1 protein-coding gene is annotated in these 204 nt (G+C 52.9%); it reads left to right on the top strand.

What is annotated here, in order from left to right; all coding sequences use genetic code 11:
• Positions 1-204, top strand: a 204-nt coding sequence (locus Q1A48_RS21700) for a helix-turn-helix domain-containing protein (protein ID WP_299948968.1), incomplete at both ends; no start/stop codon positions are given.

Genomic DNA, 204 nt, shown 5'->3' with positions numbered 1-204 from the left:
ATACTAACGATCGCATCATTAAACACAAGACCGGTCTGCTCAATCTGGCGGAAGAACTCGGCAATATCTCCAAAGCCTGCAAGATGCTCGGCGTATCGCGAGACACCTTCTATCGTTACAAAGAAGCCGTATCCAGCGGCGGCGTGGACGCCCTGCTGGAGAAGAACCGGCGGGTGCCAAATCATAAGAATCGCGTTGACTCAG

This window comes from uncultured Microbulbifer sp. (assembly GCF_947489355.1).
GTDB lineage: Bacteria > Pseudomonadota > Gammaproteobacteria > Pseudomonadales > Cellvibrionaceae > Microbulbifer.
This window is presented reverse-complemented; position numbering and strand designations above follow the sequence as displayed.